The organism is Mesorhizobium sp., from assembly GCF_004962245.1.
Lineage (GTDB): Bacteria > Pseudomonadota > Alphaproteobacteria > Rhizobiales > Rhizobiaceae > Mesorhizobium.
On sequence record NZ_SUHQ01000009.1, the window covers coordinates 130,946 to 157,925 of the forward strand.

Genomic DNA, 26,980 nt, shown 5'->3' on the forward strand with positions numbered 1-26,980 from the left:
CGCAGCCACAGCCTGATTGACGCAAGCTGGATGAAGGCGCGAACAGCCCAAGGCCGGTCAGGTTCGTACCAGAATCGGCCTTTCTAGTCTGCGACACGCACGCCTTTCAACGCGGTAGCCGGTTGCCTGCGCTGTGCGCCGGCATTAGGCTGCCACACTCACGGGCGGGCCGGAGCCCGCACGCCCCAGGGGGGCTGACAATTGCTCGAGGAGCCGGAGCAATGAGCACGAGCCCACTACGCGTGGCGGTCGTTGGCGGCGGCATCGGCGGCGCCGCCACTGCTAACGCCCTGCTTCAACGCGGCATGGACGTCCGTCTCTACGAGCAGGCGGCAGCCCTGACCGAGGTCGGCGCCGGCGTCGCGATCCAGCCGAACGGTGTCCGGATGCTTCGGCGGCTCGGCCTCGGTGACGAGCTGATCCGCTCGGGGGCCAGATGGATCGACCCACAGTTTCGTCGCGCCGATGGATCCTATGCCGCGGCGATGTGGCCCCCCGAGCTCGCCAGCCAAATCGAGTTCTACGGCATGCACCGCGCCGATTTGCTGGCAATGTTCGTCGACCGGCTACCTGCCGACATTGTGAAGGCTGGCCACAGATGTATCGGCTTCGAACAGGATGATGAGCAGGCTGTCATCACTTTCGCCAATGGTGTGCGCACCACGGCTGACGTCGTGATCGCGGCTGACGGCATCCATTCAAACCTTCAACAGTTCGTAATCGCCCCGTCCGCCCCGCTCTATTCGGGATCAGCCGCCTATCGAGGGGTGATCTCGGCGGCGAGCGTCTCGTGGCCGCCAGGAGCGATGCGCAACTGGCTCGGTGCAGGCAGGCATTTTCTCGTCTTTCCGGTGCGCGCCGGTCTGCTCATCAACTACGTTGGCTTTGTGACGACTGATGAGCCCATGAAGGAGTCATGGTCGGCACGGGGCGATCCCTCCGTCCTTGCTCGGGAGTTCGCCGGCTGGGACCCAATGGTTGAGACGATCATTGCCCAAGTGAAAACCACGTTTCGGTGGGGCCTGTTCGATCGCGAGCCGCTCGCAACCTGGACTCGCGGGCGCCTGACCCTACTGGGAGACGCCGCCCACCCGATGCTGCCGCACGTCGGACAAGGAGCCAATCAGGCCATCGAAGACGCCGTTGCTTTGGCGACCGTGCTGAGCCAAGCAGACCGCAAGTCAGCCCCACGGGCGTTGCTGATTTACGAGCAACTGCGGCGCGAGCGGACTGCCGGCGTCCAGCGCATGTCGCGCGTGAGTGGTGCTCGCTATGACGCATCCAGCGGGGACTTGCATACCCGCGACCGCAAGCTTGACGCTCAGCCGCAAGAACGCGCCTGGGTCTGGAATTACGACGCCGATGCCGAAGCCGCGGCAGCCGCCGCTTCGCTCTAATAGCACCTTCCATTCGCACTTCGCTGTTGGCACGAAGCCGGTATAAAGCTGCGTCTGCTATTCTCTCCCTATCGGGAGTAAAAGCAGACATCGAGCGAGGCGCACTAAGCCAACTCGCTTTATGAGTACGCGCCCTAGCTCGCGCTGTTCTGCGGATAGCAGATGATCGAGAGATAACGCATCGGCAGGACCGTCAGCACTTCCGGCCCGTGCGGTGCATCGGCGTCGAAGAACAGGCTGTCGCCGGGCTTCATCGGGTAGAGGTTGCTGCCGTGCCTGTAGGTAACCTCGCCTTCGAGCATGTAGAGGAACTCCATGCCTTCGTGCTGGAAGGTCGGAAACACATCTGAATCCTCGGTCAGCGTGATCAGATAAGGTTCGACGACGACGCCGCTGGTGTTGGAGCCGATATGGCCGAGCAGATTGTACTGGTGGCCGGCGCGCGTGCCGCGGCGCTCGACATCGAGCCCTTCGCCGGCCTTGACGAAAACCGCGCTGCGCTCTTCCTCGAAACGGCGGAAGAAGGCGGTGACGGGAACGCCGAGCGCTCGCGACAAGGCCTGCAACGTGGTCAGCGACGGCGAGGTGATGCCGTTTTCGATCTTCGAAAGCATGCCCAGCGAAATGTCGGTGGCAACCGCAAGATCGGCGACGGTGATGCCGAGCTTCTTGCGGAACGCCCGCACTTCGCGGCCGATGGCGACCTCCAGCACTTTTTCACGGGTGTCGCGGATGGCGTGCGGGTTCTGCGTCAGCGGCGTCCGGATCGTCCGTCCGTCGGACGCCTTCGGCGACGGTTTGGCCTTGGCCAGAGCGGCACCGGCGCCATTCTTGAGGTCGGAAGCTGTTTTTGCCATGTCGCTACTCCGGACTCTGTGGATTTATTTCACTCACGGTAAACATATTCGGTGCCGATACAGGAGCGCAACCGCCGCAGCAAGCCATCCACGATTGATTTCTCGTATCCTCCACGGGCTGCTATCGTGAATCTCGCTGGAAAATCGACCTTGATGAAACGAGCTTTCGCGACAAGGCTGTTGACAGCATTGAACGGCGAATTACTATCCTCTCAGTGAAATTTGTTTCGTTAGAGAAATGAGTCGGGAGGCCCGGAATGAAAAGTCGTGTTGCCGTCATCGGAGCCGGACCGTCCGGCCTGGCCCAGCTTCGAGCCTTCAAGTCGGCTGCCGACAAGGGCGCGGACATTCCGGAAGTCGTCTGCTTCGAAAAGCAGTCCGACTGGGGCGGCCTGTGGAATTACACCTGGCGCACCGGCCTCGACGAGCATGGCGATCCGGTGCATGGCTCGATGTACCGTTACCTCTGGTCGAACGGACCGAAGGAGTGCCTCGAATTCGCCGACTATACGTTCGAGGAGCATTTCGGGCGGCCGATCGGCTCCTATCCGCCGCGCGCCGTGCTGTGGGATTATATCAAGGGTCGCGTCGAAAAATCCGGCGTGCGCAAATGGGTGCGCTTCAATAGCCCGGTGCGCATGGTGACCTTCTCCGACGAGACGAAAAAGTTCACCGTCACCGCGCATGACCGCACCAACGACGTCACCTATTCGGAAGAGTTCGACAACGTTGTCGTTGCCTCAGGGCATTTTTCCGTGCCCAACGTCCCTTATTTCGAGGGTTTTTCGACGTTCAACGGGCGCATCCTGCACAGCCACGATTTCCGCGACGCCATGGAATTCAAGGACAAGGATATCCTGATTATCGGCCGCTCCTATTCGGCCGAGGATATCGGCTCGCAATGCTACAAATACGGCGCCAAATCGATCACCTCCAGCTACCGCTCGAAGCCGATGGGCTTCAAATGGCCCGACAACTGGAAGGAAGTGCCGCTGCTGCAGAAGGTCGTCGGCAAGACCGCGCATTTCAAGGACGGCTCCACCAAGGATGTCGACGCCATCATCCTGTGCACCGGATACCTGCATTCGTTCCCGTTCCTCACCGACGATCTGAAGCTCAAGACCGCCAACCGCATGTGGCCGGACGGGCTCTATGAAGGCGTCGTCTGGGAGAAGAACCCGCAACTGTTCTATATCGGCATGCAGGACCAGTTCTACACCTTCAACATGTTCGACGCGCAGGCATGGTTCGCGCGCGACGTCATCATGGGTCGCATAAAGCTGCCTTCGGCCGAGGCGATGGCGGAACACGGCAGGAGATGGCGGGCGCGTGAGGAAACGCTGGAGGACGCCGAGCAGATGATCTGGTTCCAGGGCGACTACACCAAGGAGTTGATGGAGCAGACCGACTATCCGGGATTCGATGTCGAGGCTGTCAATCAGACCTTCATGGAGTGGGAGCACCACAAATTGGAAGACATCATGGGTTTCCGCGACAACGCCTACCGCTCGCTGATGACCGGCACCATGGCGCCGCTGCACCACACGCCCTGGCTGCAGGCGATGGACGATTCGATGGAGAGCTATCTCGAGGTGAAGGGGGTGGCGGCGGAGTAGCGGCAACCCATGCTGCGGCGAGGAAGTTGCAGTCAGGCCGGCGCCACGACCACCCATGGCGGCTTTCGCCATACACGGCCTGCGTGGGCTGCGGGAACAAAGGGTCGGCGAAACAGCCCACGGCGACGGCTACGGCTGCGGGTTTTCGCGATGGATACCAGAAGACTGTCGAGCCGCACGTGCCACAGAAATGGAATGTGACTGGAAATCCGCTGTCGGAACTGCGCTGATACGTGCGGGGAAGACCCGGCGATCTCCGTCGACCCGGCTTCAAAAAAAAATGCGGCAATGCCGAACGGGCTTCCGGTTCGCCGCTGACACTCCAGGCAATGGCAAAGCGACACCTTGGTGGGTTCCTGTCTGCAGCGCATTTGCAGTTGGCCGCAGGCGCAGCGAGCTGTTCGGCTGGTCACTGATCTCTCCCATGGTCGGGGAACGCAGGCCGGAACGTGGCTGCGGCGCGCCAGGATTGTCAATGTTTCATCGCATCCGGGCTGAACGCGGCATACCATAGGCTCTCAGAACGCAGACGGCCTGAGCAGCGAGTCCCCAAAGCACACTCTCAAAGAAGCATTGCCGATCGACGGTTCATGGCGCAACTTTGCCGGCACGAAGCTCAATTTTTGGGAGCGCTGCCGACCACTCGCCGGCGCCTTTGTCCGTATCGCAAACGATTTCACGTGGCCTATGCCGTCACTGAGGCGGCCGGGCTGTCTTGTTGCCATCCCGTCGACTGAGATTGGAGACGAGGTCGCTGAACCGGTCGCCTTGAACCGCGATATGGTCGCGTAGACGCTCACGCGCTGCTGCCTCGTCGCCGTCGAGGATTGCCTGGACGATGCCCGCGTGTTCGCCGATCGACACCTTGACGCGGTTGCGGACGCGCAACTGCAGACGCCGGTAGGGGCGCAGCCGCCGATGCAGCGCGGCGCATTGGTCGGCGAGGAAGGTGCTGTGGCTTGCCGTGTAGATGGCGTGGTGGAAGACTTCGTTGTCGTAGTAGTAGGAATCGGTGTCCTCGCTCGCCACCGAGAGTTCGCACCGCTCATGGCTCGCCAGCAGCGCCGCGCGGTCCTCCTCGGTATGGCGCCGGGCGGCCATCGCTCCCGCCATGCCTTCGAGTTCCGCCATCACCTCGAACATTTCGTAGATACGGTTCGGTCCAGGATCGACGACCACGGCGCCGCGCCGTGGCCTGGCCTCGACCAGGCCGATGGCGCTCAACTGCATCAGCGCTTCCCGGATTGGTGTCCGCGAGACTCCAAAACGCGTGGCGAGTTGAACCTCGTCGAGGCGTTCACCGGGCGCGAACTCGCCGGTGATGATTCCATTTTCGATCTGGTCGCGCAGTTTGTGGAACGTGTTGCTGGTCATGCGGATGATTGGGTCCAGTTCGCAGCTTATGTATACAAGACTGTTGACATTGCACGCAAGAGCGACAAACAATCATCGCAACCGGGCGGGAGGTCCGGAATTCAAGGGAGGTTGCAGTGCAGAAAATCAAGAAGGTGCTGAAAATTTCGGGCCTCGTCGCGGCCGCCTGCCTCATTGGCGGGGTCGCCGGCGCCCAGACGATCCTGAAGGCGTCGCATCAGTTTCCAGGTGGCAAGGGCGATATCCGCGACGAGATGGTGCAGATCATTGCCCGAGAGGTGACCGCCGCCAATGTCGGCCTCGAGGTCCAGGTATATCCGGGCGCCTCGCTCTACAAGGCCAATGACCAGTGGAACGCCGTCACGCGCGGCCTGCTGGATATGACATCATTCCCGCTCGACTACGCGTCCGGCCGCCATCCGGAGTTCTCGGCGACGCTGATGCCGGGTCTGGTCGGTAATTTCGACCGCGCCAAGCGGCTCAACGATTCCGAATTCATGACCGACATCAAGAAGGTCATCGAGAACGCCGGGGCACTGGTGATTTCCGATGCCTGGCTGTCCGGCGCTTTCGCTTCCAAGAAGGGCTGCATCACCACGCCAGACACGGTCAAGGGCCAAGTCATCCGCGCCGCCGGCCCGGCCTTCGAGCAGATGCTCGTCGCTGCCGGCGCGTCGATCTCGTCCATGCCCTCATCCGAAATCTACACCGGCATGCAGACTGGCGTGCTTGACGCGGCCAACACCTCTTCGGCCAGCTTTGTATCCTTTCGGCTCTACGAGCACGCGAAATGCCTCACGGCGCCCGGCGAGAACGCGCTATGGTTCATGTACGAGCCGGTGCTGATCTCGAAGAAGGTATTCGACAGTCTCAACGCCGATCAGCAGAATGCGATCCGCGCGGCTGGCGAGAAGGCTGAAGCCTTCTTCAACGAGGAAGTTCGCAAGGGCGACCAGATCATGATCGACACCTACAAGAAGGCGGGCGTCGAAGTCGTCGAAATGTCGAAGGCCGACTACGACGCCTGGCTCGAACTGGCAAAGCAGTCTTCCTATAAGGAGTTCGCCGAGAAGGTGCCCGGCGGAGACAAGCTGATCGAGAAGGCTCTTGCCGTCCAGTAATAGCGCGATCCACGCTGGCTGCTACCGCCTCTCCGGCGGATGGCAGGCCCCGTGCATTGCTGGGAGGATCGGCATGTTACAACTCTACATCAGGTCGATCGGTGGCCTGTCACGGGCATTCGCGGTTGTCGCGACGCTGCTGCTGATCGCCGCGATGCTCGTCGTCTGCCAGATGATCTTCATCCGCTATCTGTTCCGGGCCGCGACGATCTGGCAGTCGGACTTCGTGGTGTTTGCCGCGACCGGCGCGATGTTCCTCGGCGCACCTTACGTGTTGCTCAAGGGCGGACATGTCGGGGTCGACGTGGTCGAGATGGTGGTCACTGAGCGCACTCGCCACGTGATGCGAATCGTCGCCAGCCTGCTCGGGCTGCTGTTTTGCGCCATCATGCTGTATGCGAGCTGGCTCCAGTTCCAGGAGACCTGGGTCGGCGGCTGGCGCCATTCCAGCGTCTGGGCGCCGCCCCTTTGGATACCGGTTTCGGCTCTTCCGCTGGGTTTCGGCATGTTGTGCCTGCAATATGTGGCGCAGATCCTCATCCTGCTGTCAGGAGGTGCTGCGCCAGCGCCAACTCATGTGCCTGCGGAGGCGCTCGAAGCCGCGGCCGCCGTTTCGCCGTCTACGGAGACCCCGCCATGAGCCCGACTTTCGCTGGCCTGACGATCATCGTCGCCTTGTTCGTGCTGCTGGGGACGGGCATGCCGATCGCCTTCGCACTTGGCCTGGCCGCCGTTTCTGCCCTGTTCCTGCAGAGCGGCCCGGGTGTCGTCTATGTCCTATCCGAGACAATGTTCTCGGGCATCGCCAATCTCGCTTATGTCTCGATCCCGATGTTCGTGCTGATGGGCGCGGCGGTCGCGTCATCGCCGGCCGGCGCGGATCTCTATACCGCGCTCGATCGCTGGCTGAACCGCATCCCCGGCGGGTTGGTCCTGTCCAACATCGGCGCCTGCGCCATCTTCTCCGGCATGACAGGTTCGTCGCCGGCGACCTGCGCCGCCATCGGCAAGATGGGCATTCCCGAGATGCTCCGCCGCGGCTATCCGACGTCCGTCGCCAGTGGCTCGATCGCCGCCGGCGGCACACTTGGCATCCTCATTCCACCATCCGTGACCCTGATCGTCTACGGCATCGCCACCGAGACCTCGATCGGACGACTGTTCATGGCGGGCGTCATTCCCGGGCTGATGCTCACAATCATGTTCATGATCTGGGCGGTAATCGACTGCAAGCGCAAGGGCTATGACTTCGGCGCGCGCGCGGTGCGGTTCACGCTGCGCGAGAAACTGGCGGGCATGCCGCGCGTATTGCCGTTCCTGCTCATCATCGCGGGAACGCTCTACGTGCTCTACGGCGGCCTCGCGACGCCGTCGGAAGCGGCCGGCGCCGGCGCGCTGCTCACCTTGGCCGTGGTGATCGTCGCTTATCGGCTGTTCCGCTTCCGCCCTGTCGCCGGCATCTTCGGCTCGGCGATGCGCGAGAGCGTGATGATCATGATGATCATGGCGGCGGCCGAACTGTTCGCCTTTGCGCTTTCGTCGCTGTTCATCACCCAGTCGATCGCTGCCGCGATCGCTGATCTGGAGGTCAATCGTTGGGTGTTGATGGGCGTGATCAATATTTTCCTGCTGGTCGCCGGAATGTTCCTGCCGCCTGTGGCGGTGATCGTCATGACGGCGCCGATGCTGTTCCCGATCGTCACGCAGGCGGGCTTCGATCCGTACTGGTTCGCGATCGTCCTCACCATCAACATGGAGGTCGGCCTGATCACGCCGCCGGTTGGCCTCAATCTCTTCGTCATCAATGCCATCGCGCCTGACATTCCGACGCGCCAGATCCTGTGGGGCGCATTGCCCTATGTGCTGGTAATGTTTCTGGCGATCCTGATCTTGTGCATCTTCCCCGGCCTCGCCACATGCCTTCCGAACCAGATGATGGGGGCAGCGATATGAACGGCGTTTCACTGCTCGGCGACATGCTGCAGATCATTGCCGAACGCGGCCGCCGCTTCCTGTCGCTGAGCGGCAAGGAAGAGGTGGGCGCCGGCGGTGTCGAAGCGATTTGCGAGACGCTGCTTTCGAGCCACGGCGAGGCGTCCGGCATGGCTCTGGCGGAGACCATTCTCGACCGCTGGTCGCGGTTCGACAAGGAGCAGCGCCGGGACTTCATGGTGATGCTGCTGGAGAGGTTCGGGCCCGACGCCGCGCGGCTCGATAAGGCCATAGACGGCTACCGCGAGCTAAGGACGCCGCAGGCGCTGCTGGAACTGCATTCCGCCGCCGAGCCCAGGCGGCAGGAATTGATCCGCCGGCTCAATCTTGCTCCGAACGGCATCGCGACGCTGGTGCGCATGCGCGAAAATCTCCTGGCGATGAAGTCCGCCCAGCGGGATCTCGACGCCGTCGATGCCGATTTCGCGCATCTGTTCGGGTCATGGTTCAACCGCGGCTTTCTGGTGCTGCGTCCGATCAGCTGGTCGACGCCAGCCGATATCCTGGAGAAGATCATCCGCTACGAAGCGGTGCATCAGATCGACGGCTGGGACGAGTTGCGCAGGCGTCTGGCTCCCGACGACCGTCGCTGCTTCGCTTTTTTTCATCCGCAACTGGTCGATGAGCCGCTGATCTTCGTCGAAGTGGCGCTTACCCGTTCCACTCCGGCCGCGATCGCCGACGTTCTGCGCGAGGACCGGGCGGCGATCGCCGCGGCCGAGGCCACCACGGCTGTGTTTTATTCTATTTCCAACTGTCAGCAGGGGCTGCGCGGCATTTCCTTCGGTAACTTCCTGATCAAGCAGGTGGTCGAGGATCTGCGCCGGGAACTGCCGAATCTCGACACTTTCGTCACCTTGTCGCCGGCGCCGGGCTTTGCGCAATGGCTGGCACGCGAGCGGCAGGCGGAAGCCTCGGATGCGATCGATGACACCGATCGGGCGGTGCTCGCGGCGCTGGACGATGAGGACTGGCTTTCGGTTCCCGCCGCGACCACGGCGGTGCAGCCCGCTCTTACCGCCGCCGCCGCCTGGTACTTCCTGCGTGCCCGCAACGCCCAGGGCAAGCCGGTCGACCCGGTGGCGCGCTTCCATCTCGGCAATGGCGCACGCCTTGAGCGCATCAACTTTCTCGCTGACAAATCGGCTTCCGGCATGCGCCAGGCACACGGGCTGATGGTGAACTATCTGTACAAGCTCGATGATATCGAGACCAATCATGAGGCTTTCTCGGGCAGGGGCGAAGTCGTGGCGGCCCAGGGTATTCGCCGCCTGCTGCGCGCGGACAGGCCGCAGCGGGCGCTTGCGGTGCTGCGCGCGCCTCCGCGGGAGCGGCCGGTCGGGGCGAAGACCGCGGCCGGCAAGGGGACCAGGGAACTGACGTGATGAACAACCACATGTTCGACGCCGTGCGCAGCGCGACCGCCGCGCGCGATGCGGCCTTTATCATCACGGCGGACGGAAGCGTGTGGACCTATGGCGACATGCTCGACTTTTCGGGCCGCCTTGCCGGCCGACTCCTGGCGCTGGGCGTAAAACCCGGCGACCGGGTCGCCGTGCAGGTCGAGAAAAGTCCCGAAGCGTTGATGCTTTACCTCGCCTGCCTGCGCGCCGGCGCGGTCTACCTGCCGCTCAACACCGCCTACACGCTCGCCGAGCTCGATTATTTCATCGGCGACGCCGAACCGGCCCTGGTCGTGGTGCCGCCGACCTCGGCCGCCGGCGTGGGGCCGGTAGCGGCAGCCCACGGGGCGAGGCTCGAAACGCTCGACAATCGCGGCGGCGGTTCGCTGCTCGACGGTATCGACGGCTTCTCCGCCGGATTCGCCGACGCGGCGCGCGGTCCCGATGACCTCGCCGCCATCCTCTACACGTCGGGCACGACCGGCCGGTCGAAGGGCGCCATGCTGACGCACGACAATCTGCTGTCGAACGCGATGACGCTGCGGGATCATTGGCGCTTCACGGCGCGGGACCGGCTGATCCACGCGCTGCCGATCTTCCACACCCACGGGCTGTTCGTCGCCTCGAACGTTATCCTGCTCGCCGGCGCATCGATGTTTTTTCTGCCGAAGTTCGACGCCGACGAAGCGTTGCGCCTGATGGCCACCGCGACAGCGATGATGGGCGTGCCGACCTTCTATGTCCGGCTGGTCCAGCATCCCGGCCTGACGCGGGAGGCGACCGCCGGGATGCGGCTCTTCGTATCCGGTTCGGCGCCGCTACTCGCGGAGACGCACCGGCTTTTCAGCGAGAAGACCGGCCACGCTATCCTCGAACGCTACGGCATGACCGAAACGAACATGAACACGTCGAACCCATATGATGGTGAGCGCGTGGCCGGCACGGTCGGCTTCCCGCTTCCGGGCGTCGACCTGAGGATTGTCGACCCCGAGACAGGCGTGACCGTGGCCCAAGGCGAGACGGGGATGATCGAGGTTCGTGGCCCCAACGTGTTCAAGGGCTACTGGCGCATGCCGGAAAAGACAGCCGCCGAGTTCCGCTCCGACGGCTTTTTCATCACCGGCGATCTCGGTCTGGTCGACGGTCGCGGCTATGTCCACATCGTCGGTCGGGGCAAGGACCTCGTGATCTCCGGCGGCTACAATATCTATCCCAAGGAGGTCGAGTCCGAGATCGACCAGTTGTCCGGCGTGGTCGAGAGCGCCGTGATCGGCGTGCCGCATCCTGATTTCGGCGAGGGCGTTACCGCCGTGATCGTCAAGCAGCCTGACGCCGCGATCGATGAAGCGGTGGTGCTGGATGGGCTGAAGTCGCGGCTGGCGCGCTACAAGCAGCCGAAGAAAGTGCTGTTCGTCGAAGACTTGCCGCGCAACACGATGGGTAAGGTGCAGAAGAACGTGCTGCGCGAGCGCTACAAGAATCTCTACAGCGGCTGAACCCGACGGAAGCGCAGGTTCCGTCGAGTGAGTTCGCTGACCGAGGTGCAGCCCATCAGCTTCATGCCACGCTCGATCTCGATGTGCATCAATTCCAGCGCGCGTTCGACGCCGCGCTGCCCGGCGGCCGCCAAGGGGAACAGATAGTAGCGGCCCAATCCGACGGCCTTTGTGCCCAGCGAAAGCGCCTTGAGAACGTGGGTGCCGCGCCGCACGCCACCATCCATCATCACGTCGATTCTGTCTCCCACCGCATCGACGATCTCGGCAAGCTGGTCGAACGCGGTACGCGAGCCGTCGAGTTGGCGACCGCCGTGACTGGAGAGGACATTCCGGTGCAGCCAATCTCGACCGCACGCTTGGCATCCTCGACCGACATGATGCCTTTCAGGCAGAATTGTCCGCCCCAGTGCTGCAACGATAGACACCGCAACGGGTCGACCCAGCCGTGGGGAGAAGGTCGGCTTTGGAGACGTAGCGGCAAGGTCGGCAATTGACGATACCATACGACTTGGAAGGTCCCGTTCGTCGTCACCATTGTTGATGCCAGGCGTTTGGTGAATTGTGGAAGCATAAGGACAGAATTGCATGCGTTGCAGGCAGCGGGTTGCCCTTTCGCCAATTACGGCCCGCACTTTGTTGGAGAGCCGAATGCAAGACTTCATTCTCTTCGCGCTCGTGGGGTTTGTAGGCCAAGCCGTGGACGGGGCTCTCGGCATGGCCTACGGCGTGGTTTGCTCGACAACGCTGCTGGGATTTGGCGTGTCTCCTGCACACGCTTCGGCTTCAGTTCACGCGGCTGAACTGTTTACCACCGCGGCCTCCGGTTCGGCTCACATCTATCACCGCAACATCGACTGGAAACTTTTCTGGCGGCTGATGCCGTTTGGCGTGCTCGGCGGCGTTCTCGGCGCTTTTGTGCTGACGTCGTTTGAAGGGGCCATCATGAGGCCGTATGTGACCACATACCTTGCGCTCGTCGGAGCCTGGCTCCTGTTCCGCTCGTTCCGGCGAATCCCAAGCAAGCCGATCCCTGTAGGCGCGGTAGCTCCTCTCGGACTTGGCGGCGGATTTCTCGACGCCGCAGGGGGTGGCGGATGGGGACCCATGGTGACGACAGGCCTTCTCGGTTTTGGCGGGACGCCGCGCTACGTCATCGGCACGGTAAATGCCAGCGAGTTCCTCATCACGCTCTCGGTGTCTCTAACCTTCCTGTTTGCGTTGCTGACCGGCCATTGGGAGGAGGCAGGAGAGCTGACAGAAAATCTAGTTCCCGTTGCCGGCCTGATCCTTGGCGGCGTGGTCGCAGCGCCGATTGCCGGATTGGTAGTGAAGTCAATCGCGGAAGAGACGCTTCTCGGGCTGGTTGGTGTTCTCATCATAATGCTGGCAGGCTGGCAAACCGCGGAACTGCTGGAAATGGTGTAAAAAGCCGACGTCGTGAAACTCCAGCTCGCATGCCCGGCAATCCGCGGTGTGCATTCGGGGGACCACACATGATGTCGTCCCTTGACAGGATTCGCGGCCCTTCCAAGCCGAGGGCAGCGCGTCGAGGCGATTGAGGGTATGACCGTCGTGCCTGCGCTGGAAGCTGTCGGCGAGTTAGGATTTCGACCCTGTAGAGTTTGACCGTGTTGCTCACCGGGCAGAGGGACCAATCCTTTGGCGCAAGCGCCAGCTTATTCTGGCGTGTGGCAGACCGCCTCGACGTTAAAGCCATCCGGATCGATCACGAACGCCGCGTAATAGGTTGGATGATAATGTGCTCTGATGCCCGGCGGGCCGTTGTCACGTCCGCCATGCGCCATAGCGGCGGCGTAATAGGCGTCAACAGCGGCCCGGTTTTCGGCCGCAAAAGCGATGTGGATGCCCGTCCCGCGAGCGCCGTCCGTCGCGACATGATGGACGTCGTTGGACAGCCAGAAGAAAGGCTTGCCATCCTTCCCATAGCCGATGCCGTGATAGCCGCCGCTTTCTTCGGGGGTCACTTCCATCATGGTCGCGACGCCGAGCGGCGTGAGCGCGGCATCATAAAAACGGCGAGAGGATTCGAAGTCGCGTGCACTGATGCCCATGTGATCGATCATGACCCTGTCCTTCTTCGGCAAATCCCGCGCAGCTTGTAGTCGATTCGGCTGAAGAACGGATTGAGCAGGATCAATATTCTCGAAATGTCTCAAATTCACCGGGGATTCTCCATGCAACGAAGGAACCCGACATGTTTCGATTTTGCACTACAGGAAAGAACGTGCACGGGACCGGACGCTTACAATCCGTGGAACGGGCAGAGGTAAACTCGTTTCCCAAATGGAACGAAGAGACCCTTTTGTTGTTTGGCTTCCTTGGACAACCGGAGGCCAGGTCGATGAAGAAATTGCTTGCAACAACAGGTTTGGCACTGGCAGTCGCGGTGCCTGCAGCGGCCCAGGACACCGCGACTGCGAAAGCCGAATTCGTCAACATGGCTGGCGAGAAGAACGGAACGGCCACGCTGACCGAGACGGCGCAGGGTGTGCTGATAGCGTTGGAGGTGCCGGGACTGCCGGCGGGCGAATGGATCGCGTTCCATGTTCATGAAACTGGAAAGTGCGATCATCAGACCGGCCATGACTCGGCAGGTGGGCACTTCAATCCGACAAATGCCGAACATGGATATCTCACAGCAAAGGGCCCGCATGCGGGCGATATGCCAAATCAGCGGGTCGGCGCCGACGGCGTTTTGCGTGCCCAGGCTTTCAACAGCATGGTCAAGCTGGATGGTGGAGAAACGGCGATACGAGGCAAGGCATTGATGATCCACGGCGGACAGGACGACTATAAAAGCCAACCTGCCGGCGATGCCGGAAAACGTCAGGCCTGCGCCGTGATTGAATGAGAAGCTCGCGAGCAGGGTAAGGACCTGTCCGGCATATGATCTGACCGGATCTTCAGCCTCGGCAATCCTTTATTTCCGGCTACCCCAGCCTTGCTCGTGCCTTGGCCGTCCAGGCGTTGAACAGCCGGTCGGCGATGATGCCGATGAAGGCGATGGCCAGTCCGGCGACGATGCCGCGGCCGGAATCGGCCTTGGACAGCGCGATGAAGACCTCCTGGCCGAGATCGCGCGTGCCGACCATGGCGCAGATGATGATCATCGCCAGCGCCATCAGGATCGTCTGGTTGACGCCGAGCATGATCTCGGGCAGCGCCAGCGGCAGCTGCACGCGCAGGAACGTCTGGCGCTTGGTGCAGCCCGACACCTTTGCCGCCTCGATCAGTGCCGGCGGCACCTGCCGGATGCCGTGATTGGTGTAGCGGATGGCCGGCACCACCGCGAAGGCAACGGTCGCGATCATCGCCGTCACGTCGCCGACCCGGAACAGCATCACCACCGGAATGATGAAGCAGAACGACGGCAGCACCTGCAGCGTGTCGATCACCGGGGTGACGATCTTCTCGACACGGTCGCTGCGCGATGCCATCAGCCCGATCGGGATGCCGATCAGGCAAGCGATGAAGGCCGAGATGCCGCACAGATAGACCGTTGCCATGGTCTTTTCCCAGAGCCCGGTCACCGCGCAGAAGGCGGTCAGCGCCGCGACCAGGGTGGCCAGGCGCAGGCCGCCAAGCTGGTAGCCGGCAAGGCCAAGCAGGAACACCGCGCCGAGCCACGGGAAACCCTCGCAGAAGGCGCGCACCGGGTTCAGCACGTTGAGGATGAGCGCCACGCGGAACGCCTCGATCGTGTCGAAGAAATTGATCGTGATCCAACTCACCGCCGCCTTCCACAGCGGCGCGGTGGTGAGGGTCATCGCCTTCGGCAATGCCGCGAACGCAGGCACGAACAAACCGAGCAGCGTGGTGGCGGTGAGAATAGCGATGGCCAGCGTCAGATTGGGGTAGCGCCGCCAGAAGATTGGGCTCACCTCCTGATAGGCATGGCCCTTGGCGTGATTGCGCGCGAGCGCCTGGCTCAGCCGATCGAGCGCGATCGCCAGCGCGACGATGGCGAGGCCGGCTTCCATCGCCTCGCCGACCTTCAGCGCGCGCAACGCCAAAAGCACGTCGTAGCCAAGGCCGCCGGCGCCGATCATCGAGGCGATGATGACCATGTTGAGCGCCAGCATGATCACCTGGTTGACGCCGACCATCAGCGTCGGGCGCGCCGACGGCAAGAGAACGCGCCACAGTTTCTGCCGCGCCGTGCAGCCGGCCATCTCGCTGAAATCGTCGATCTCGGACGGCACCCGCGACAGCCCCAGCATTGTCGCGCGCACCATCGGCGGCGTAGCGAAAATGGCCGTCGCGATCATCGCCGAAACCGGACTGTTGCCGAACAGCAGCAGCATCGGGATCAGATAAGCGAAGGTCGGGATGGTCTGCATCAGGTCGAGGGCAGGGGAGATCAACAGCCTCTCCGCCCATGGCTTGCGCCACGCCCATATGCCGACGAACAATCCTGTGACGATGCAGAACGGCACGGCGATGGCGATCAGCCCGAGCGTCAGCATGGCGCTGGTCCATTGGCCGAACAGCGCGATGTAGAGGAAACAGCCGCCAACCAGCGCGCCGAGCTTCCAGCCGCCGGCGGCGCGTCCGGCCAGGAATGCAGCAATGCAGACGCCAACCCAGGACAGGCGCGGCAAGACGATCATATTCGCGCCATGGCCGATCTTGAAATTCTTGGCCAGCAGACTGAGCGCGAAATCGAGCGGCACGCCGAGCACCGTGGTGATTGACCGCGTCAGCCAGGCCAGGTTCCGCTTCACCCAGTTCATCAGTGCGCTGACCCAGTCGGCGACGGGAACGACTGCGCTGGCCGGATAATTGACCGCCCAAGGCAGCCTGTCCTGCAGCAGGAACACGACAAGCACGGCGGCAAGGGCGCAGGCCCAGACCACCAGCCAGATCTGAACCGGCCGCGATCTCGCTTCGTTGGTGCTTGCCGTCACCGTCATGCGCCGGCTCCGGAGCGCTCGATGCCTGCCAGTAGATCGATCACCGCTTGCGGCGTGACTTCGCCGATCGGCTTGCCGGCGCCGTTGACCACCGCGAACGGCTTGCCGACTGAGACGATATCAGCCGAAAAACTGGCGATCTTGGCATCCGGCGCGACCACGCCGCCATGCTCAGTGCCGTCGCAGGCGCGCATCAGGCTTCGCGCCGAGATCACCTTGGCGCGGTCGACGTCGCGGGTGAATTCGGCGACATAGTCGGTCGCCGGATTGACCACCAATTCTTCCGGCGTGCCGATCTGGATGACCTCGCCGTCCTTCATGATGGCGATGCGGTCGGCCAGCCGGATGGCTTCGTCGAAATCATGGGTGATGAAGACGATGGTCTTGTGCAGCATGGTCTGCAGCCGCATCAGCTCGTCCTGCATCTCGCGGCGGATCAGCGGATCGAGCGCCGAGAACGGCTCGTCGAGGAACCAGATCTCCGGCTTGGTGGCGAGGCTGCGGGCGATGCCGACACGCTGCTGCTGGCCGCCGGAAAGCTCGCGCGGATAGAAATGCTCGCGGCCGCGCAAGCCGACAAGCTCGATGACCTCGCGTGCCCGCTTTTCGCGCGTCGGCCGGTCCTGCCCCTGGATGCCCAGTGGAAAGGCGATGTTCTCCAGCACGTTCAGATGCGGCAGCAGGGCGAAATTCTGGAACACCATGCCCATGCGGTGGCGCCGCAACTCGATCAGCGCGGCATCGGAGATCTTGAGGAGATCCTTGCCCTCGAATTCGACCTTGCCATGCGTCGGCTCGACCAGCCGCGACATGCAGCGCACCAGCGTCGATTTGCCGGAGCCGGACAGGCCCATGATGATGAAGATCTCGCCCTGGCGGATTTCGAGGTCGACGGCGCGCACGGCACCGACCAGCCCGGCGGCCGCGACATCCGTCATGCTGGCCTTGCCGTCGCGCTGGCGGATGAAATTGACGGCGTTCGCCCCGAACAGCTTCCAGACGTTGCGGCAGGCGAGCTTTATCGGGCGGGCATCCCTCGGCGGGCCTGCCGCTTGCTGCACCTGTTCAGTCGTATCGGCCATGCAATCGTCCTTCTGGAATATGGGATAGAGACCCGGCCACAAAGGGCCGGGTCTCGCAGTTTCCAGTTGGAACGATCACTCGGCCCAGGCTTTCCAGTCGGCTTCGTGGGCGGCGATCCAGGCAGCAGCGACGTCTTCCGGCGTCTTGCCGTCGAGGTCGATCTCGCCGCTCATCTTGTTGAGCTCTTCGGTATCGATCGTGTAGTTTTTCGCGACCTTGTAGGCGACCGGCCATTTGTCCTTCATGCCGGCCCAGGAGTATTTCCAGATCTCGCCATGCGGCTTGCCGCAGTCATACTTCTCATCGGGGTTCACGCCCCATTTCGGGTCGTTGTAGCACTCCGGCGTATAGTCGGGGAATTCGACCCATTCGCCCTTGTACTTGGCCGGCGCCCAATGCGGCGAGTAGACCCACAGCATGATCGGCGCCTTGCGCTGATAGGCCGAATCCAGTTCGGCGAACATCGCCGCGTCGGTGCCGGCATGGATGACGGTGAAGGGCAGTTTCAGTGCCGCGGCACGCTCGTCGTCAAAACCTTCCCATGTCACGGGACCACCGAGATAGCGGCCGTTCGGCGCCGTTTCCGCGGTCGAGAAGGCCTCGGCGCATTTCGGGTCCTTCAGCGCTTCCCAGTTTGGCAGGCCCGGGCATTTCTCCTTCATGTATTCGGGATACCACCATTCCTCCTTGGCCTTGGGCCCGAGCGCGCCGAGGCGTTCGGTCTGCCCGGTCGCATCCGAGGCCTTCATGGCTTCGCCGGCCGTCGTGTCCCAGAACTCCATGGCGACGACGAGGTCGCCATTGGTAAGGCCGGTGGTCAGGCTGGAGAGATAGTCGGCAGTCGGGTACTCGACCGTGTATCCAAGCTTTTCAAGGATCCCGCCGAGGATCTTTGCGTTCAGATTGACGCTGGTCCAGTCGAACAGCGCGATCTTTATCGGGTCGTTGGATTCTGGCGCAGCCGCATAGGCTGAAGGCGTCAACACGCTTGCCGTGGCAAGCGCGAAGGCTCCCATCGATAAACTCGAAATCATACTCCGAAGTGACATGCTTGTTCTCCTGTCAAGCTGCGTGGAAGTTATCGTTCGTTCCCGTGTTGCGTGTTTTTTTTATTGTGTTGGAAAAGCTGGTCGTTGCGCAAGGCCATTGGCACCACATTGCTGTCGGCGCTGAAGCCGGCGCAGAGGGAACGGTCCCCAATTCGATGAGGATGTCGTGCGGGACGGGTTGCGTCATGGCTGCCGACGGGTCGCTGCGCAAGCGGCGATCCGCGTGTGGATCGCCGGTCTTGCGGCGCTCAGGAACGTGCGAGCCATCAAGGTCCCATGATCTCGGCCGTCGGTCCGGCAAGCAGCGGCTCGCCGAAGCCATTTTCATGGGATGAAATTATATATACCAACGTTCATGTCGCGCAACGGATAACGCGGCGTGGATTGTGAAATTCGAACGGCGCACGCCGCCCGAGTATCCTCACGACATGATCAGGCCGCCATCGACATTGATCGTCTGGCCGGTGATGTAGGCGGCGTCGCTGCTGGCCAGAAAGCTGACCAGGCCGGAAACATCCTCGCCGCTGCCGGCGCGGCCCATCGGGATATTCTTCACCCATTCCGCCATCAGCTCGCCGGGCTTATAGTCGCCCATCAGCTTGCCCCAAGCCGCGTCGTTGTAGGCCCACATGTCGGTATCGATGATGCCGGGGCAGATCGCGTTGACGGTGATCTTCTCCTTCGCCACTTCCTTGGCGAGGCTCTGGGTGATGCCGACGACGCCGAATTTCGAGGCCGCATAGTGCGGCGTGTAGATGAAGCCCTGGCGCGCCTGGCCGGATGCGGTGTTGATCAGCCGGCCACCGTCGCCATGCTTACGGATGCGCGCGATCGCCTCCTGGCAGCACAGGAATACGCCCTTGGTGTTCACCGCCATGACCTTGTCCCATTCGGCCTCCGTCATCGCCTCGATCCTGGCGATGGTGATGACGCCGGCATTCTGTACGGAGATGTCGACGCGACCGAACTGCCGTTCGGCCAGATCGTAGAGGGCGGCGACCTCGTCCTTTTTCGTCACGTCCATCCGCAGCGAGGCGACCTTGGCGCCTTCCGCCTTCAGGCCGGCGGCCACCTCATCGACGCGCGCGTCGATGGCGCTGACGACGACGGCCGCACCCTCCGCCGCGAAGCGCCTGGCCATCGCCGCACCGATGCCGCCGCTGGCGCCTGTGATGACCGCCGTCTTACCTTCAAATCGCTTCTGCATTTCTTCTCCTACCAGCAGACGAAGCCGCCATCGACGATCAGGTCGATGCCGGTGACGAAACTCGAGGCGCGGCTGGCCAGGAACACGGTCGGGCCGACCATTTCCTCCGGCGCCGCCATGCGCCCCATCGGCGTATCGCGCTCGAAGATTTTGACCTGGTCGGCGACCTCCGGCCGCTTGTTCATCGGCGTCAGCGTATAGCCGGGGCTAACGACGTTGACGCGCAGGCCGCGATCGGCCCATTCCATGGCGAGGCTCTTCGACATGTGGATGACGGCGGCCTTCGACGAATTGTAGTGCGCCTGGGTCAGGCCGCGATTGACGATCGAGCCAGACATCGAGGCGATGTTGATGATCGAGCCCTTGCGCCGCGTCAGCATTGTGCGTGCTTCGGCCTGGCAGGACAGGAACACGCCGCTGACATTGACGTCGTAGAGCTTCTGCCATTTCTCCAGTGACAGCGTCTCGGCTGGCTCAGCCCCGGCAATCCCGGCATTGTTGACGGCGATGCTCAGCGCGCCGAGTTCTTTCTCCGTGCGCTCGACCGCCGCCGCCAGGTCGCTTTCGGAAGTCACCGTGCCGGTCAGCACCAGTGCCTTGCGGCCGAGCGCCGTGATCTTGTGCGCCGTCTCGTCCAGTCCGCCTTTCGAGGCATGGCCGAAACAGGCGATGTCGGCGCCGGCCTCGGCCAGGCCGATGGCGATTGCCTGCCCGATGCCGCTGCCGGCGCCGGTGACGAGAGCAACGTCTCCATGAAGATCGAATAGTTTCATCGAAATGTTTCCTGTTGAGCCGCCGGTGCTGCCTGGGAAGAAGGGGCGCCAGTCCTGGCTGGCGCCCCGCGCGGTCCGGTGCCTGGGAGGATATCACCTGCTGCGCTTTGTTCCGATTCCCCGATCGCTTGTTCCGTCCTAGCTCGTGGCAAGTTCCATCACGGCGACGTTGCTGGCTTCGCTGCGGTCGAGAATTCCGCGCTGGCGGCCACGGCTCAGCACCAGCACGCGATGCGACAGGCCGAGCACTTCCTCGAGATCGGAACTCACCACCACCACCGCCATGCCGGAGCGGGCGAGGTCGGCGATGACATCGTAGATCGCGGCGCGGGCGCCGACATCGATGCCGCGTGTCGGCTCGTCCAGGATGAACACTTTGGGCGGCCGTGAAATCCACTTGGCGATGATCACCTTTTGCTGGTTGCCGCCGGACAGCTTGCTGATCGCCTGGTTCGGCCGGCCCTTGACGCCGAGCCGGCTGATGCCGGCCTCGGCGAATTTCTGCACCGCCTTCGGAAACACCCAGCCGTTCGGCGCGACGTGGTCGAAATTGCCGATCGCCAGGTTCTCGCCGATGGTCTGGTCGAGCACCACGCCTTGCGCCTTGCGGTCCTCCGGCACCAGCACGACACCGGCCTTGATCGCGGCCGCCGGGCCATTGAGGTGCACCGGCTTGCCGGCGACACGCACCGACCCCGATGAAATCGGATCGGCGCCGGCAATCGCCCGCACCAGCTCCGTGCGGCCGGCGCCGATCAGCCCGGCGATGCCAAGGATTTCGCCGGCCCGCACCGAAAAGCTGATATTCTGGAAACTGCGTTCCGGCGAGGACAGGTTCTCAACCTCGAGCAACGTCTCGCTGCTCGGCTCCGACAGCGGCGGAAACATCCGCTCGACGCTGCGGCCGACCATCTGCTCGACCACCGTGCGCACCGGAATGTCGGCGCGCTCGTGCCGAGCGACGATGCGCCCGTCGCGCATCACCACCACGCGGTCGGCGATTTGAGCGATCTCGTCCAGCCGGTGGCTGATATAAATGAACGACATGCCTTCCGCCTTGAGCTTGCGGATCTGCTGGAACAACAGTTCCGTTTCCTCGCCGCCAAGGGCGGCTGTCGGTTCGTCGAAGATCAGAAGCTCGGCATTGAGCGTCAGCGCCTTGGCGATCTCGACCTGTTGCTGGGCGGCGATGCGCAGCGTGCGCACCTTGCGCTCCGGCGAGACATCGAGGCCAAGCCGCTTCAACTGCGCCGATGCCCGCGCATTCATAGCCGCGCGGTCGATACGGCCGCCGCGCATCGGCAGGCGCCCGACATAGACGTTCTCGGCAACCGAAAGGTCCGGCAGCAGCTTCAGTTCCTGGTGGATCATGCCGACGCCGGCGTCGATGGCCGCAGCGGGAGAGGCGGGGGAATAGGGTCTCCCCCGCCATGTGATGGTGCCGGCATCGGGCTTGGTCGACCCGGCGATGATGTTCGAGACGGTGGACTTGCCCGCGCCGTTTTCTCCAAGCAGCGCCACGACCTCGCCCGGCCGCACCTCGAAACTCGCATCGGCCAGGACCTGGACCGGTCCGTAGCTCTTGCAGAGGCCGCTGACGGAGAGCCCCAGATGCGGGGTCTGCGTATGGCTGGGGTTCAAGGACATCGTTCCGCTCGTCAATCGTCAGGGATGCCTGGTGTCAGGGGTGCTTGGCGATGAACTGATCGACATTGTCCTTGGTGGTCAGCGTCGCGTCCTGCAGCTGTTCCGCGGGAATGGTTTCGCCGGCCACCAGCTTGATCGCCGCGTCGACAGCAAGCCGGCCCATGCCTTGCGTCTGCTGCGTCGCGGTCACGTCGAAGACGCCGCCCTTCAGAGCCTTGAGCGCCGCCACGTCGCCGTCGAAGCCGGCAACCCAGACCTTGTGGCCGGGATTGGCGACCTTGACCGCCTGCGCGGCACCGAGCGCCAGCGCATCGGCCTGGCCGATGACGATCGACACGTCGGGATGCGACTGCAGCAGGTCCTGCGTCAGCTTGAAGCCTTCATCCTGGTGCCAGCCTTCGCTCCACAGCTCGCCGACCACCTTGATGTCGGGATAGGCGCTCAGGGCTTCGCCGCAGCCCTTCGACCGGTCGACCTCGGGCGTCGTGCCTTTCTGGCCATGGATGATGATCAGCTCGCCCTTGCCGCCCGCCTGCTTGGCGATGTAGTCGCAAACCGCCTTGGCCGATGCCACGCTGTTGGTGGCGATGAAAGTGTCGCCGGGGGCGCCGTCGGCGTTGCGGTCGACATTGATGACCGGGATGCCGGCAGCCTTGGCCGTCTTGGTCGGCACGGTGGCGGCGGTGGCGCCGGCCGGGATGTAGATCAACGCATCGATGTTCTGCGTGATCAGGTCCTGCACCTGGCTGACCTGGGTCGCCGAATCGCCCTTGGCGTCGACGGTGATGATCTCGATGCCCTTTTCCTTGCCATAGGCTTCGACCGACTGCTTGATCTGGTTGAAGAAGTCGGCCTGCAGATTGGCGACGGCAAGGCCAAGCTTCTTGGCTTCCTTGGCCGAGGCCATGTCGGACAGCCCGAGCAGCGGGATGATTGCCGCGGCAGCGAGCAGCAATGAGCGTTTGGTCAGCATGTGTTTCCTCCGTTGATGTTCAATCTGTCCTGCCGGCGCATCACGGCGCCCCCTTGGCCGAACAACTCCCAGTTTTTCGGATCAACCGATCCGTTTTCGCCCGGATACCCCCAAGCGAATCTCATCGCGCCCGCCCTTCATTGTGCTCTGCGCCGCCATGTATCAGTGGCCACTGCCAGCGCGATCACCACGCCGATCACCACCTGCTGGATGAAGGGCGACACACCGAGCAGGTTCAGCCCGTTGCGCAGCACGCCGATGATGAGCACGCCGACGGCGGTGCCGCCGATCGAGCCGACGCCGCCCGACAGGCTGGCGCCGCCGATCACCACCGCCGCGATCGTGTCCAGCTCGTAGCCGAAGCCGGAGCTCGGCTGGACGGAATCGAGCCGTGCCGCAAGCACGATGCCGGCAAGCCCGGCCAGCACGCCGCAGATCGCGTAGACCCAGTTGGTCAGCGACTTGACCGGTATGCCGGACAGCCGGGCGACCTCGGCGCTGCCGCCAATCGCGTAGAGGCTGCGGCCGGTCGCGCGATAATTCAGGAAGATCGCGAAGATGATGGCCAGCACGATCATCAAGCCGACGGTGACCGACAGGAAGCCGAAATGACGAATGATCGACAGGCTGGTGAACCAGTCGGGAAAGCCGATGATCTGCGAGCCGTCGGTGATCATGTTGGCGAGGCCGCGCGCCACCGACATCATGGCCAGCGTGGCGATGAAGGGCGGCAGTTTGGTGACGGTTACGAGCAGGCCTGAAACCAGTCCGCAAAGTCCAGCAACGACAAGCGCCGTGACGATGCCAGCGGACATGCCGAGATTGAGATGATCCGGATGAGCGACGAAGCCCATCACCATGGCGGCGAGCGCCAGCACGGAGCCGACGGACAGATCGATGCCGCCGATCAGGATGACCAGCGTCATGCCGATCGCCATGATGCCGAGCACGGTGACCTGGTCGAGCACGTTGAGGATGTTGCGGAACGTCAGGAACGTGTCGGTGGTCAGCGACAGGACAAGGCACAAAAGCACCAGCCCGATCAGCGGTCCCATGGTTCCGGCGAACAGGGTCGAAAGCTTTGCGCCCGCCGCGGCCTGCGCCCCGGGGCCGGCCTTCAACTCGCTTGCACCGTTGCTCACAGCCACTTTGCTCCTCCACCAGCAGTCCGGCTATGCGTCGCCGGCTCACTTTTGCTCACCAGGCACCTCCCTGTGAACAATTTATCTTTGATATGCAATTTTGTTCAGCTAAACTGTTCGTCAGAAAATTGTCAAGGCCCGCCGTATCATTCCACGCTGGTTTGCGCCGCGAGGCGGTTTGCCTTACGGAAGACACGAAATGCCGCGCTTCAGGTCCGGTTCCCGTCCTGCGAATTCATTTTGGCTGCTTGAGCAGGGCAAGACGGCCAAGACGAAGTAAATGTTGACCATTTTGGCTTTCATCTCGCGTTGTGGACGATATCTTGTCGATGTCCCTGGGGCTTGAATCCTGGGCACGCAGAACGATTTCGGATCGCTCCGCCGGATGCGCCATCTGAATGGCCTTGAAGGATCCGGACGACCGCGGGAGGGCAAAAAAATGGCGATGACGGAGAATGACAAGGCCTCGCGCTTCCCGGATGCCGAGCTGAAGGCCCGTGCCGCCTGGCACTATTATGTCGAGGGGCTGACGCAGGAGAGGATTTCCGAAATCCTCGGCATCGGTCGCATCAAGGTGCATCGCATCCTTTCCGCCGCGCGCGAGGAGGGCGTCGTCCAGTTCCGCATTCGCGACAGCGTCGTCGAATGCATGGTGCTGGAAGAGGCCCTGAAGCAGCGCTTCGGGCTCAGTCAGGCCGTCGTGGTGCCGTCGGCCGCCGACCGCAGCAACGCGCCACTGATGATCGGCCATGCCGCGGGCGCCTATCTGGCCGACAATGTGAATGCCGGCGACGTCATCGCGCTGGGCTGGGGGCGGACGCTGAAATTCGCCATCAACGAATTGCCGCGGCGGCTGATCGCCAGGACGACGGTGGTCTCCATGCTGGGCGGTCTCACCCACGCCCAGCCGCTCAACCCGACCGAAAGCGCCTGGGAGTTTGCCGAAAAGATCGGTGCGGAGTGCTTTCTGCTGCCGGTACCGGTCTATGCCGACAGGCCGGAGCAGCGCGACGCCTTCATGAGCCAGCGCAGCGTTCAGGACGTCGTCTTCCGCGCGCGCCGGGCAAACATCGCCGTGCTCAGCGTCGGCTCGTTTTCAAACGACAGCCCAATCGCCAATTACGGCTTCATCAAGCCCAGCGAACTCGAGGAACTGCAGACGGCCGGCGCTGTTGGCGATATTCTATGTCATTTCATCGACGCCGAGGGCCGGCTCGTCGACCATGAGGTCAATCGCCGGGTCTGCGCCTATCCGCTGCAGGACCTGTCGGACATCCCGGCCATCATCCTGGTCTCGGGAGGGCAGGAGAAAGTTGCCATCATGCGGGCGGCGCTCGCCAACACCAAGGTATCGGTTCTGATCACCGACGAGGATGCGGCCAAGGGCCTGCTCAACCGCTAAACGTTGCTTAGCGCTTCAAGGCGGGCATGGATGTCGCGCGTCGCCTGATAGAGGTCGCGGTAGATCGCCTTGCGCGCGCGATAACCGGAGACCAGCCCGTCGACCGGGTCGACATGCCTGGTGGGCCGCGCGGTCATCGCCTCGGCCGCCGTCTCGGGCGAGGCAAACCATCCTATCGCCGAAGCCGCCAGCATGGCGGCGCCGAGTGCCGCGGCTTCGTTGACCGGCGAGACGGAGAGCGGCCGCTCGAGCACGCTTGCCATGATCTGCATCAGCAAAGCTGAATTGGTGCCGCCGCCAGCTGCGATCATCGCCGCCGGAGTGCCGCCGACTTGGGTTTCCATTGCCTCGCTGGCGATGGCTTGCTCGAAGGCGATGCCTTCCAGTACCGCGCGGAAGAGATGCTCCGGTCGATGGTCGAGGGACAGGCCGACAATGGCACCGCGCGCAGCACCATCCCAATAGGGGCTCATGACGCCGGCCCAATAGGGCATGACGAGCAGGCCTTCGCTGCCGTCGGCAATGTCCATCGCCGCTTTCTCCAGCGCTGCGGCCGACGGCGAGCCGGTGGTGCGAACGATCCAGTCAACCAGTTGCATGCCCGAGCGCAGCACGGTCTCCAGCATGAACCCGGAGCCGGTGGGCGAGACCAGTGTTCGAAACGCGTCCGACGTTTTGACTTTGCCAGAGTAGCAGCCGCTGACGACGCCCGAGCCGAGCGAAAGATAGCTTTTGCCCTCACCGCAGACGCCCATGCCGAGGCCCATAGCCTGGCCGTCGCCGGCGCCGGCGACAATGGGCGTGCCGGCCTTCAGACCGGTCAGCCGTGCCGCACTTTCGACAAGTCCGCCGCAGATCGCGCCCGGCGCGACCAATTCAGGCAATTGCTCCGGCCGCAGCCTCGTGGCCGCAACGAGCCGAGGGTGCCAGGTGCTGGTCTTGACGTCGAGCAGCCCGAGCGGATCCGCACTTGCCGTGCTGGTAACCAGACGTCCGGTCAGCCTGTGAACGAAGAAGCCATGTACGTCGACGAGTGCGGCCGCGTCATCGAGCGCTTGCGGCTGGTGTTCGGCAAGCCAGGCGACGGCATAGAGTGCCGGCGTCGGGTCCGGCGGCTTGCCGCTCCAGTCGCGGATCGCCGCGCGGCCGAGTTCGGCCGACAGCCTGATGACTTGCGGACGGGCGCGCTCGTCCAGCCACAGGATCGCCGGAATCAGCGGCTTGCCGGCATGATCGATCAGCGTGAATGTCTCGCGCTGGTGGGCGATGGAGATCGCCGCCACCCGCGAAGCGCCAACCGCCTCAGTGACTTGCTTCAGGGCACCGAGCAGTGCCGTCCACCAATGTTCGGCATCCTGCTCGAAATGGCCGGGCCTGGGATTTGAAAGCGGATAGGCCTCGCGCGCCTGGAACAGCTCCTCGCCATCACGCGTGAAGGCTATTGCCTTCACGGCCGTCGTCGAGGCGTCGATCCCGATTACGACATCGTCCATCAGGCGGAAATCCAGCGG

Annotated in this window: 22 protein-coding genes and 2 pseudogenes; 10 read left to right on the forward strand and 14 right to left on the reverse strand. The window is 63.1% G+C overall.

What is annotated here, in order from left to right; all coding sequences use genetic code 11:
* The first annotated feature begins 221 nt into the window (after window positions 1-221).
* The gene (locus E5X88_RS11970) at window positions 222-1,397 is read left to right on the forward strand and encodes an FAD-dependent monooxygenase (protein WP_292161479.1); all 1,176 of its coding nucleotides are present in this window, start codon (window positions 222-224) and stop codon (window positions 1,395-1,397) included.
* A gap of 134 nt (window positions 1,398-1,531) precedes the next feature.
* On the opposite strand, the gene E5X88_RS11975 is transcribed toward E5X88_RS11970, so the two are convergent.
* The gene (locus tag E5X88_RS11975) at window positions 1,532-2,254 is read right to left on the reverse strand and encodes an XRE family transcriptional regulator (protein WP_292161480.1); all 723 of its coding nucleotides are present in this window, start codon (window positions 2,252-2,254) and stop codon (window positions 1,532-1,534) included.
* 257 nt (window positions 2,255-2,511) lie between these two features.
* Here E5X88_RS11975 and E5X88_RS11980 point away from each other — a divergent pair, with 257 nt between their 5' ends.
* Window positions 2,512-3,870, forward strand: a complete 1,359-nt coding sequence (locus tag E5X88_RS11980; RefSeq protein WP_292161481.1) for an NAD(P)/FAD-dependent oxidoreductase — start codon at window positions 2,512-2,514, stop codon at window positions 3,868-3,870.
* 130 nt (window positions 3,871-4,000) lie between these two features.
* Here E5X88_RS11980 and E5X88_RS33640 read toward each other — a convergent pair.
* A pseudogene (locus E5X88_RS33640) lies at window positions 4,001-4,159 on the reverse strand (GFA family protein); the annotation flags it as partial.
* 404 nt (window positions 4,160-4,563) lie between these two features.
* Window positions 4,564-5,244, reverse strand: coding sequence for a GntR family transcriptional regulator (locus E5X88_RS11990; protein WP_292161482.1), 681 nt, complete (start codon window positions 5,242-5,244; stop codon window positions 4,564-4,566).
* A 143-nt stretch (window positions 5,245-5,387) separates the two neighbouring features.
* Between E5X88_RS11990 and dctP the strand changes: the two genes are divergently transcribed.
* The 5 genes from dctP to E5X88_RS12015 all read left to right on the forward strand — a co-directional run bounded on the left by dctP (window position 5,388) and on the right by E5X88_RS12015 (window position 11,256).
* Window positions 5,388-6,365, forward strand: a complete 978-nt coding sequence (gene dctP, locus E5X88_RS11995; RefSeq protein WP_292161563.1) for a TRAP transporter substrate-binding protein DctP — start codon at window positions 5,388-5,390, stop codon at window positions 6,363-6,365.
* Window positions 6,366-6,438: 73 nt separating this feature from the next.
* Window positions 6,439-7,005, forward strand: a complete 567-nt coding sequence (locus E5X88_RS12000; RefSeq protein WP_292161484.1) for a TRAP transporter small permease subunit — start codon at window positions 6,439-6,441, stop codon at window positions 7,003-7,005.
* A complete protein-coding gene (locus tag E5X88_RS12005) occupies window positions 7,002-8,318 on the forward strand; it encodes a TRAP transporter large permease (RefSeq protein ID WP_292161485.1) in 1,317 nt (438 codons plus the stop codon). Before E5X88_RS12000 ends, E5X88_RS12005 begins: the two co-directional genes overlap by 4 nt.
* Entirely contained in the window at window positions 8,315-9,742 is a 1,428-nt protein-coding gene (locus tag E5X88_RS12010; RefSeq protein ID WP_292161486.1) for a malonyl-CoA decarboxylase, read from the forward strand. The genes E5X88_RS12005 and E5X88_RS12010 overlap by 4 nt, the downstream gene beginning before the upstream one ends.
* Complete coding sequence (locus E5X88_RS12015) at window positions 9,742-11,256, forward strand: malonyl-CoA synthase (RefSeq protein ID WP_292161487.1); 1,515 nt, start codon at window positions 9,742-9,744, stop codon at window positions 11,254-11,256. The genes E5X88_RS12010 and E5X88_RS12015 overlap by 1 nt, the downstream gene beginning before the upstream one ends.
* Here E5X88_RS12015 and E5X88_RS12020 read toward each other — a convergent pair.
* Window positions 11,244-11,674 (reverse strand): annotated as a pseudogene (locus E5X88_RS12020) (alpha-hydroxy acid oxidase); the annotation flags it as partial. The gene E5X88_RS12015 and the pseudogene E5X88_RS12020 overlap by 13 nt on opposite strands.
* Before the next feature lie 233 nt (window positions 11,675-11,907).
* Between E5X88_RS12020 and E5X88_RS12025 the strand changes: the two are divergent.
* Complete coding sequence (locus tag E5X88_RS12025) at window positions 11,908-12,684, forward strand: sulfite exporter TauE/SafE family protein (RefSeq protein WP_292161488.1); 777 nt, start codon at window positions 11,908-11,910, stop codon at window positions 12,682-12,684.
* Between the two features lie 251 nt (window positions 12,685-12,935).
* Here E5X88_RS12025 and E5X88_RS12030 read toward each other — a convergent pair whose 3' ends face one another.
* Window positions 12,936-13,343, reverse strand: a complete 408-nt coding sequence (locus tag E5X88_RS12030) for a VOC family protein (RefSeq protein ID WP_292161564.1) — start codon at window positions 13,341-13,343, stop codon at window positions 12,936-12,938.
* A gap of 278 nt (window positions 13,344-13,621) precedes the next feature.
* Between E5X88_RS12030 and E5X88_RS12035 the strand changes: the two genes are divergently transcribed.
* On the forward strand, window positions 13,622-14,131 hold the full coding sequence (locus E5X88_RS12035; RefSeq protein ID WP_292161489.1) for a superoxide dismutase family protein: 510 nt from the start codon (window positions 13,622-13,624) through the stop codon (window positions 14,129-14,131).
* A 79-nt stretch (window positions 14,132-14,210) separates the two neighbouring features.
* Here E5X88_RS12035 and E5X88_RS12040 read toward each other — a convergent pair whose 3' ends face one another.
* The 8 genes from E5X88_RS12040 to E5X88_RS12075 form a co-directional block, all read right to left on the reverse strand.
* Window positions 14,211-16,193 carry a proline/glycine betaine ABC transporter permease gene (locus tag E5X88_RS12040; protein ID WP_292161490.1) on the reverse strand — a complete coding sequence of 661 codons (1,983 nt, stop codon included), beginning with the start codon at window positions 16,191-16,193 and terminating at the stop codon, window positions 14,211-14,213.
* Window positions 16,190-17,275, reverse strand: coding sequence for a glycine betaine/L-proline ABC transporter ATP-binding protein (locus E5X88_RS12045; protein ID WP_292161491.1), 1,086 nt, complete (start codon window positions 17,273-17,275; stop codon window positions 16,190-16,192). Before E5X88_RS12045 ends, E5X88_RS12040 begins: the two co-directional genes overlap by 4 nt.
* A gap of 75 nt (window positions 17,276-17,350) precedes the next feature.
* Window positions 17,351-18,325 (reverse strand): ABC transporter substrate-binding protein, encoded by a 975-nt coding sequence (locus E5X88_RS12050; RefSeq protein WP_292161492.1) that lies wholly within the window; start codon window positions 18,323-18,325, stop codon window positions 17,351-17,353.
* A 421-nt stretch (window positions 18,326-18,746) separates the two neighbouring features.
* On the reverse strand, window positions 18,747-19,532 hold the full coding sequence (locus E5X88_RS12055; RefSeq protein WP_292161493.1) for an SDR family oxidoreductase: 786 nt from the start codon (window positions 19,530-19,532) through the stop codon (window positions 18,747-18,749).
* 8 nt (window positions 19,533-19,540) lie between these two features.
* On the reverse strand, window positions 19,541-20,305 hold the full coding sequence (locus E5X88_RS12060; RefSeq protein ID WP_292161494.1) for an SDR family oxidoreductase: 765 nt from the start codon (window positions 20,303-20,305) through the stop codon (window positions 19,541-19,543).
* A 138-nt stretch (window positions 20,306-20,443) separates the two neighbouring features.
* Window positions 20,444-21,952 carry a sugar ABC transporter ATP-binding protein gene (locus tag E5X88_RS12065; RefSeq protein ID WP_292161495.1) on the reverse strand — a complete coding sequence of 503 codons (1,509 nt, stop codon included), beginning with the start codon at window positions 21,950-21,952 and terminating at the stop codon, window positions 20,444-20,446.
* Between the two features lie 34 nt (window positions 21,953-21,986).
* A complete protein-coding gene (locus tag E5X88_RS12070) occupies window positions 21,987-22,925 on the reverse strand; it encodes a sugar ABC transporter substrate-binding protein (protein WP_292161496.1) in 939 nt (312 codons plus the stop codon).
* A 137-nt stretch (window positions 22,926-23,062) separates the two neighbouring features.
* Window positions 23,063-24,073, reverse strand: a complete 1,011-nt coding sequence (locus tag E5X88_RS12075; RefSeq protein ID WP_292161497.1) for an ABC transporter permease — start codon at window positions 24,071-24,073, stop codon at window positions 23,063-23,065.
* Window positions 24,074-24,506: 433 nt separating this feature from the next.
* Here E5X88_RS12075 and E5X88_RS12080 point away from each other — a divergent pair, with 433 nt between their 5' ends.
* Window positions 24,507-25,469: a sugar-binding transcriptional regulator gene (locus tag E5X88_RS12080; protein WP_292161499.1), complete on the forward strand. Its 963-nt coding sequence runs from the start codon at window positions 24,507-24,509 to the stop codon at window positions 25,467-25,469.
* On the opposite strand, the gene E5X88_RS12085 is transcribed toward E5X88_RS12080, so the two are convergent.
* Window positions 25,466-26,962, reverse strand: a complete 1,497-nt coding sequence (locus tag E5X88_RS12085) for an FGGY family carbohydrate kinase (protein WP_292161500.1) — start codon at window positions 26,960-26,962, stop codon at window positions 25,466-25,468. The two genes, E5X88_RS12080 and E5X88_RS12085, sit on opposite strands and share 4 nt — an antisense overlap.
* Between the last annotated feature and the right edge of the window lie 18 nt (window positions 26,963-26,980).